Source organism: Gemmatimonas sp., from assembly GCF_044345575.1.
GTDB lineage: Bacteria > Gemmatimonadota > Gemmatimonadetes > Gemmatimonadales > Gemmatimonadaceae > Gemmatimonas.
In genome coordinates this window covers 1-6,810 of record NZ_JBIJAW010000177.1, presented here as the reverse complement: position 1 = coordinate 6,810, position 6,810 = coordinate 1, and the positions used below count along the sequence as shown (strand labels likewise).

Here is a 6,810-nt window from a genome sequence, read left to right as displayed (position 1 = left end):
TCAGCGTCCCACTCTTCGAGTACCACAACGACCTCGAGTCGCTTCTGCTGGCGCACGGCATGAATGCCGAAGATCGCGGGAACGTCGAGCAAGCCGACCCCGCGAATCTCCATGAAATGCCGCTGCAGTTCGTGCCCCTTGCCGATGAGCACGTCGTTGCCGCGCCGCGACACGAATACGAGATCGTCGGCCACAAGCCGATGCCCCCGTTCGACGAGGTCGAGGACGCATTCCGACTTGCCGATGCCACTCTTGCCGGTGAAGAAGAGCCCCACGCCGTACACGTCGGCGAGCGACCCGTGCATGGTGGTGGTGGGCGCGAACTGGTCGGCGAGGAAGGGCTTGATGAGGCGATAGAACTCGGCCGTTTTGAGACGCGAGCGCAGAATCGTCACCCCGGCGTCTTCGGCGAGCCGCATGAACGGCTCGGGCGGCTCGAGCGCCTTGGTGATGAAGGCGCAGGGAATGGGGAAACCGAAGAACTGCTCGAGGTTGGCGGCGCGCGGCACCGAATCGAGCGACTGCAGGTAGGTGATCTCGGTTTCGCCGAGGACCTGAATACGCTGGTACGGAAACCGGTTGATGTAGCCGGCGAGGACGAGCCCCGGGCTGGATGCCTCGGGGCTCGTGATCTCTCGTTCGAGACCGGTGGCCGGGCCGAGCAGCTCCAGTTCGAGCACATCCTTCATGCGCTCGTAGAGCGTGCCCACGGTCAGGCGTTTTGTCACCCGGTGCGATCTCCAGCACGGGGGCTGCGACGCGAGCGACGGACGCGCGCGACCTGGCTTTCGAGACGCTGGACGGCGGTGCTGAGCGCCGGCGCAAAGGCGCGGTCGTCAGCCACGGCGAAGAGCTCACGGTGTCGGGATCCCCGCAGCACGATTTCGACGCGACGGGTCTGTCCGTCGCCGACGAATCGGACGATGGCATTGGCGACGTTGTGCAGTCGCGCGGCCAGTTTGCGGATGGCCTTTTCGGCCTGGGCGCGAAGCGTTTCGGACACTTCGGCGTGGTGCGCGTGCAGGATGATCTCCATCAGCGACCTTCCTCCCTTCCCACGACCTCACGGAGGTGGGCTTCGGTCTCCTTCGCGGCGTTCGCCCAGGTGAAGCCCTCGGCGAAGCGTCGTGCATTGGCCCCCAGGCGTTCGACGAGCGTCCGCTCGTCGCTGAGGCGCCGCATGCAGGCAGCCATCGCAGCCACGTCGCCGTGGGGCACGAGAAATCCGGTTTCGTCGTGCTTCACGGACTCGCGGATACCCGGGGAGTTCGACGCAATCACCGGGGTGCCGCTCGCAGCTGCTTCCAGGTTCGTGATTCCCCACCCCTCCTTTGGTGATGCGAAAACCGTCGCCCACGCTCGTCGCAGCAGGGCGCACTTCTCAGTCTCGTCAATACGACCCAAAAACCGTACCCGCGACGCCACCCCAAGGGTTCCTGCCAGGCGTTCGAGTTCGGGACGGAACTCGCCCGCGCCGGCAATTTCGAGGGTGGCTTCAGGGAGCTGACTGGCGGCGAATGCCCTGACGACCAGATCGACTCCCTTATACTTCTTCAGGCGCCCGAGATACGCAAATACGGGGCGCGGCGCGCGCATGGCGGGGTCAGGCGTGTAATGGGTACAGTCGATGCCTGGGAAGATGACGCGGATGCGATCGGCCGCGATCCCGCGCTGCACGAGATCCGCCTTCGTGCTCTCACTGATCGCCTCGAAGGCGTACCCGCGATAGAACCACGGCAGGGGCTTCTCGGACAGCCAAACCGCCGCGGCCAGCGGGGCGGCCAACTCCTGAAACGCCGTGCCGCCGAACAGGTGGGGCACCAGCCCGACCAGTTTGGGGAGCCGCCAGGTTGGCGTGTAGAGCGGCACCTTGTTGATGTCTTCGACCACCACGTCGAAGCCGCGCTGGACCAGGTGCGTGTGCCAGTACCGACGAGCCAGAAATGGGAATGTCTGGCGAGTACCGACCCGATGGACCTCGATGCCATCGAGGGTGGCGCGCGGCGGACAGCCGGGCCAACCTCCGCAGAGCAACACGACCTCGTGGCCCGCGGCGGCGAGACGACCGAAGATCTCGTGCAGATGAATCTCGGCGCCACCGGCCAGCGGATTGTCACGGCACTGCCAGTTGATCACGGCAATGCGCAGACGCGAACCGGCCACGAGCCCGGCCATCGTCACAGCTTGCCGAGCTTACGGGCGTAGGCGTCGAGCACGCCGTTGACGAAGCGCGCGCTACGTTCGGTGCCGTAGCGCTCGGCGAGGTGCACCGCTTCCTGCAGCACCACTTTCACCGGCGCTTCGTCCCGGGCCAACTCAGCCGCCGCCAGCCGCAGCACACTGCGCTCGATGGCTCCGAGGCGTTCGAGGCGCCAGTTGTTGGTCACCTCGGCCAGCGCCGCATCGAGCTGAGTGCCACGATCGGCCACAGTGGCCACCAGGCGTGACGCGAAAGCGCGCTCTTCGGGATCGATGGCCAGATCATCGAACACGGTGGTCGCGATGCGGCGAAGCTGCGCCTGGTCACGGAGGTCGGCCGCGTACAAGGCCTGCAGGGCACGGGCGCGCCCCCGCGTCTCGACGCGCTCAGTACGGGTGTTGGGTTTGCCGCGCGTGCGCTTGCCCGTCTTGGGCAACAGCGGTTCCTGGACGGGACCGTCCCAGAAGTTATCGTCGTGCAGGGAACTCATGCGTCGGCCTCGTCGCCTTCGTCATGCGCGAAGGCGCGATCACACACGTCGAGCACCTCGAGCGCGGCGAGGGCCGCATCCTCGCCCTTGTTGCCGTGGGCGCCACCGGCACGCGCTTCGGCCTGCGCCATGGTGTCGGTGGTGAGCAGGCCGAGCCCGACGGGCACCTCGAAATCCCGCGAGGCCTCCATCAGGCCACGTGACGCTTCGCCGGCCACGAAATCGAAGTGCGGCGTGTCGCCGCGAATGACGGCACCGACCACCACGGCTGCGTCGTACTTGCCGGTGGCAAGGGCGCGACGGACGGCCACGGGTAGCTCCCACGCACCGGGGACCCACACCACGTCGACGTCATCGAAGGCGACCCCCTTGGCCACCAGCGTGCTCACGGCGCCCTCGGCGAGCGGCACCGTGATGCTTTCGTTGAAGCGGCTTGCCACGACGACGATGCGCCGGCCCTCGCCGCGCGGTTCTCCAGAAAATTCAGCCACGTCGATCTCAGAGGGCGAAGAGGTGTCCAAGCTTGGTGCGCTTGGTCTCAAGATAGGAAGCGTTCTCACTCGTCGACGGGGCCTCGATGCGCACCCGGTCCTTGAGCACGAGGCCGTAGCCATCGAGCCCGACGAGCTTGCGCGGGTTGTTGGTCAGAATGCGGATGGAGCGCACGCCGAGGTCGAGCAGGATCTGCGCCCCGATACCGTAGTTGCGGAGGTCGGGGGCGAAGCCGAGCCGTTCGTTGGCCTCGACGGTGTCCGCCCCGCGATCCTGCAATTCGTACGCCTTGATCTTGTTGAGCAGGCCGATGCCCCGCCCTTCCTGATCGAGGTACACGATGACGCCGCGGCCCTCGGTGCGGATCATGTCCATGGCCGTCTCGAGCTGCCACCCGCAATCACACCGGCGCGAGTGGAACACGTCACCGGTGAGACACTTGCTGTGCATGCGCACGAGAATATCCTCGCCCTCGTTCACATCGCCGTACACGAGCGCGATGTGTTCGCGGCTGTCCACATCATTGCGGTAGCCCATGACGCGCCATTCGCCGAAATCGGTGGGAAGGCGCGCGTCGGCCGCGCGGTGGACAAGCCGTTCGTGGCGCAGCCGATAGGCCACGAGCTGCGCGATGGTGATAAAGGTGAGCCCGTGCTGCTTGGCGTACACCTCGAGCTGGGGGCGACGCGCGGTGGTGCCGTCCTTGTTCAAGATCTCGCAGATCACGCCCGCAGGGCGCTGGCCGGCAAGGCGGGCGAGATCGACCGCGGCTTCCGTGTGGCCCACGCGCTGCAGCACCCCTCCATTGCGGGCGCGCAACGGATGGATGTGGCCGGGCACCCGGAGATCGCTGCGCGTGGCGTCGGGGGCGACCGCCACGCGGATGGTCGTCGCGCGATCACTCGCACTGATCCCCGTGCTCACCCCGAATTTGGCCGCCGCATCGATACTCACCGTGAAGGCGGTGCTCATCGCCTCGGTGTTGTGGTCGACCTGCATCTCGAGCCCAAGCCGGTCGGCCCACTCGTTGGTCATGGCGAGACAGATCATGCCCTTCGCTTCGAGCATGAAGTTCACCATCTCCGGCGTGACGAGTTCGGCCGCGCAGACGAGGTCGCCCTCGTTTTCGCGATCTTCGTCATCGGCCACCACGACGAACTTGCCGGCGGCGATATCGGCGAGCGCCTGCTCGACCGTGCCGAACACAGGTTCGTCGTGCTCTTCAGCCTGCTCGGCGGCAGGCGACTGGTTGTCCTGCGTCATGCCTGCAACTCCTGAAGGGCTGCCGCGATGGACGGCGCACCCGATGCGCGCAGCCACGGTGACAGCAGTCGTTCCACGTGCTTCGCGAGCACGTCGGCTTCCACGTGAACCGACACGCCCGGCGCAAGCACGCCCAGCGCCGTGTGCCGGCGGGTGTATTCGATGATGGACAGCTGAATGCCGGTGGGCAGCAACTCGTTCACGGTGAGGCTCACGCCGTTCACCGCCACCGAGCCCTTGTCCACCATGAGGAGACGCATGGACTCGGGGAGTTCCACGTCGATGAGCCACGCGTCACCGGCGTCACGCGTATCGAGCACGCGACCGAGCCCGTCCACATGGCCGAGCACGAGATGCCCACCAAGGCGATCGCCCAACTTCATGGCGCGCTCAAGGTTCACGCGGTCACCGGCCTGCCAGCTGTCGATGGTGGTGCGACCGAGCGTAGTGACGACGGCCGCCACGGTAAACCACCCGTGACCTTCGGTGGTCACGCCGTGTTCGCGCACGGTGAGACAGGCCCCGTTCACGGCGATGCTTTCGCCGTCGGTGAGGTCGGTGTAGCGGCTCGCAATGCGCAATTCGCGCCCGGCCGGCGTATCGGCGACGTGCTCAATGAGCCCCACGTCGTCCACGAGCCCCGTGAACATCCTGTCGTCAGTCTCCGGAAACAGCGTAACGGGTCATCAGATCGGCACCGAACACGCGGCGCTCGAGCACAGTGAGGCGCGGCGCCACGTCGGCGTCGTGCCCCGGTAGTGCGGCAAAGGCCGGCGTGGCCCCTGCCCCCAGAATGACCGGAGCCTGAAAGATAATCAGGTGGTGGACGAGACCGGCGGCCATGAGGGCGGACGCGATTCCAGCGCCTCCCTCGACGAACAGGTGGCCGATACCGGCGGTTCGCAGCCCGCACAGGGCGGCCGTGAGGTTCGTGGCTGCGTGATTGATCACGCCCGCGGCCTGAAACGCCTCCTGTCTCTCGCGCGGGGCCGCATCGAAGGGGGCCGTCACCACGTAGAGCGGGATCTCGCGGGCGCTTCGTACCAGCCGGCTGTCGAGCGGGAGACGGCCCCGACGGTCGAACACGACACGGGCCGGAGGCACGCGGGGCGCAGGCCCGATACGTACGGTGAGCTCGGGGTCGTCGGCCAGCACCGTCCCGATCCCCACCGCTACCGCGTCGGCTTCGGCGCGCAGGGCATGCACGGCCGCCTGGCTTTCGGGCCCGGTGAGCCACGCGCGCTTCTTCGAGGGCCCGGCGATGGCTCCGTCGATGGAAACCGCCAGCTTGAGGGTCACGAAGGGCAACGGGCTCTTCCGCTGCACGTGAAAGAACGGCGCGTTCTGGATCCGGGCCTCAGCCTCGCAGACGCCCGATTCAACGCGCACCCCACTGGCGGCGAGATGCTCGAGCCCCCCGGCCGCACTAGGGTTGGGGTCGCGCACGGCGCACACCACCCGCGCCACTCCGGCCGCCAGCAACGCCTCTGTGCACGGTCCCGTCTTGCCATGGTGGTTGCACGGCTCGAGGCTGACGTAGGCCGTGGCGCCGCGGGCTCGTTCACCGGCAGCCGTCAGCGCATGCACCTCGGCATGCGGTCCACCGAACTGCTGATGCCACCCCTCGCCCACAATGGCGTCACCGTGCACGATGACGCACCCCACCTTGGGATTGGGCCAGACCTGCCCCGCCCCTTGCTCAGCGAGCTCGAGGGCCCGACGCATGAAGCGCACGTCGTCGGAGAACGCCTCCGACGCGTGCGCTTCGTTCACGCCGGTGGAGACCAGCCTAGAAGCGGACGGTGATGCCAAGGGAGCCGTAGCGATACCCCTCGTTGGCCTTCCGACCATCGAAGGTGTTCGTGGTGGGGTCAGTCTCGCCGGCGGCCGAGTACCCGTACTCACCGACCAGCCGCAGGATGGACAAGCCGAGTGAGGCGTTCACGAACGCCGTGTTGCGCGTGACCGCGTTGCGCAGATCGGACAAGCGGATCGCGGCACGATTGGGGACATTCAGCACCGTCTCGTTCACCGCCGCGTCCACGCCAGCCGTACTCTCCATCTGATCACGCCCCACACCGGCCGCGACGCCGAAAATGGCGACCCGCTTGCTCACGACCAGGCGAAGGCTGTTGGAGGTCGCCGCAAGGTTGCTCACGCTGATGGAATCGTTCCCCGAGGCGTAACCCAGGGTCGTCGTGGGGAGCTTGCGTCGCATGTAGCTGACACTCACGCCGGGCACGAGCGACGACTCCTGCAAGGCGCCGACCCGCACGCCGTAGGAAAAGGCAAAGTTCGACGTTTGTGGTGCCACCGAGAACTCATTCTGGCTGACGTCGGGCATGTAGGTGGCGCCGAGGAGCAC

General features: G+C 66.9%; 9 protein-coding genes. All 9 read right to left on the bottom strand.

Annotated elements, in window-relative coordinates; translation table 11 throughout:
* On the bottom strand, window positions 1-728 hold a 728-nt coding region (hprK, locus tag ACIQ6O_RS10915), incomplete at its 3' end, for an HPr(Ser) kinase/phosphatase (RefSeq protein WP_396207819.1).
* Entirely contained in the window at window positions 725-1,036 is a 312-nt protein-coding gene (locus tag ACIQ6O_RS10910) for an HPF/RaiA family ribosome-associated protein (RefSeq protein WP_396207818.1), read from the bottom strand. The genes ACIQ6O_RS10910 and hprK, both read right to left, overlap by 4 nt.
* Window positions 1,036-2,175: a glycosyltransferase family 4 protein gene (locus ACIQ6O_RS10905; protein WP_396207820.1), complete on the bottom strand. Its 1,140-nt coding sequence runs from the start codon at window positions 2,173-2,175 to the stop codon at window positions 1,036-1,038. Before ACIQ6O_RS10905 ends, ACIQ6O_RS10910 begins: the two co-directional genes overlap by 1 nt.
* A 2-nt stretch (window positions 2,176-2,177) precedes the next feature.
* Entirely contained in the window at window positions 2,178-2,690 is a 513-nt protein-coding gene (gene nusB / locus ACIQ6O_RS10900; protein WP_396207817.1) for a transcription antitermination factor NusB, read from the bottom strand.
* A complete protein-coding gene (ribH, locus tag ACIQ6O_RS10895; protein ID WP_396207816.1) occupies window positions 2,687-3,181 on the bottom strand; it encodes a 6,7-dimethyl-8-ribityllumazine synthase in 495 nt (164 codons plus the stop codon). Before ribH ends, nusB begins: the two co-directional genes overlap by 4 nt.
* A gap of 7 nt (window positions 3,182-3,188) precedes the next feature.
* On the bottom strand, window positions 3,189-4,445 hold the full coding sequence (locus tag ACIQ6O_RS10890) for a bifunctional 3,4-dihydroxy-2-butanone-4-phosphate synthase/GTP cyclohydrolase II (RefSeq protein WP_396207815.1): 1,257 nt from the start codon (window positions 4,443-4,445) through the stop codon (window positions 3,189-3,191).
* Window positions 4,442-5,095, bottom strand: coding sequence for a riboflavin synthase (locus tag ACIQ6O_RS10885; RefSeq protein ID WP_396207814.1), 654 nt, complete (start codon window positions 5,093-5,095; stop codon window positions 4,442-4,444). The genes ACIQ6O_RS10890 and ACIQ6O_RS10885 overlap by 4 nt, the downstream gene beginning before the upstream one ends.
* A 7-nt stretch (window positions 5,096-5,102) precedes the next feature.
* On the bottom strand, window positions 5,103-6,218 hold the full coding sequence (ribD, locus tag ACIQ6O_RS10880) for a bifunctional diaminohydroxyphosphoribosylaminopyrimidine deaminase/5-amino-6-(5-phosphoribosylamino)uracil reductase RibD (RefSeq protein ID WP_396207813.1): 1,116 nt from the start codon (window positions 6,216-6,218) through the stop codon (window positions 5,103-5,105).
* A gap of 16 nt (window positions 6,219-6,234) precedes the next feature.
* A partial coding sequence (locus ACIQ6O_RS10875) for a hypothetical protein (protein ID WP_396207812.1) occupies window positions 6,235-6,810 on the bottom strand: 576 nt, incomplete at its 5' end.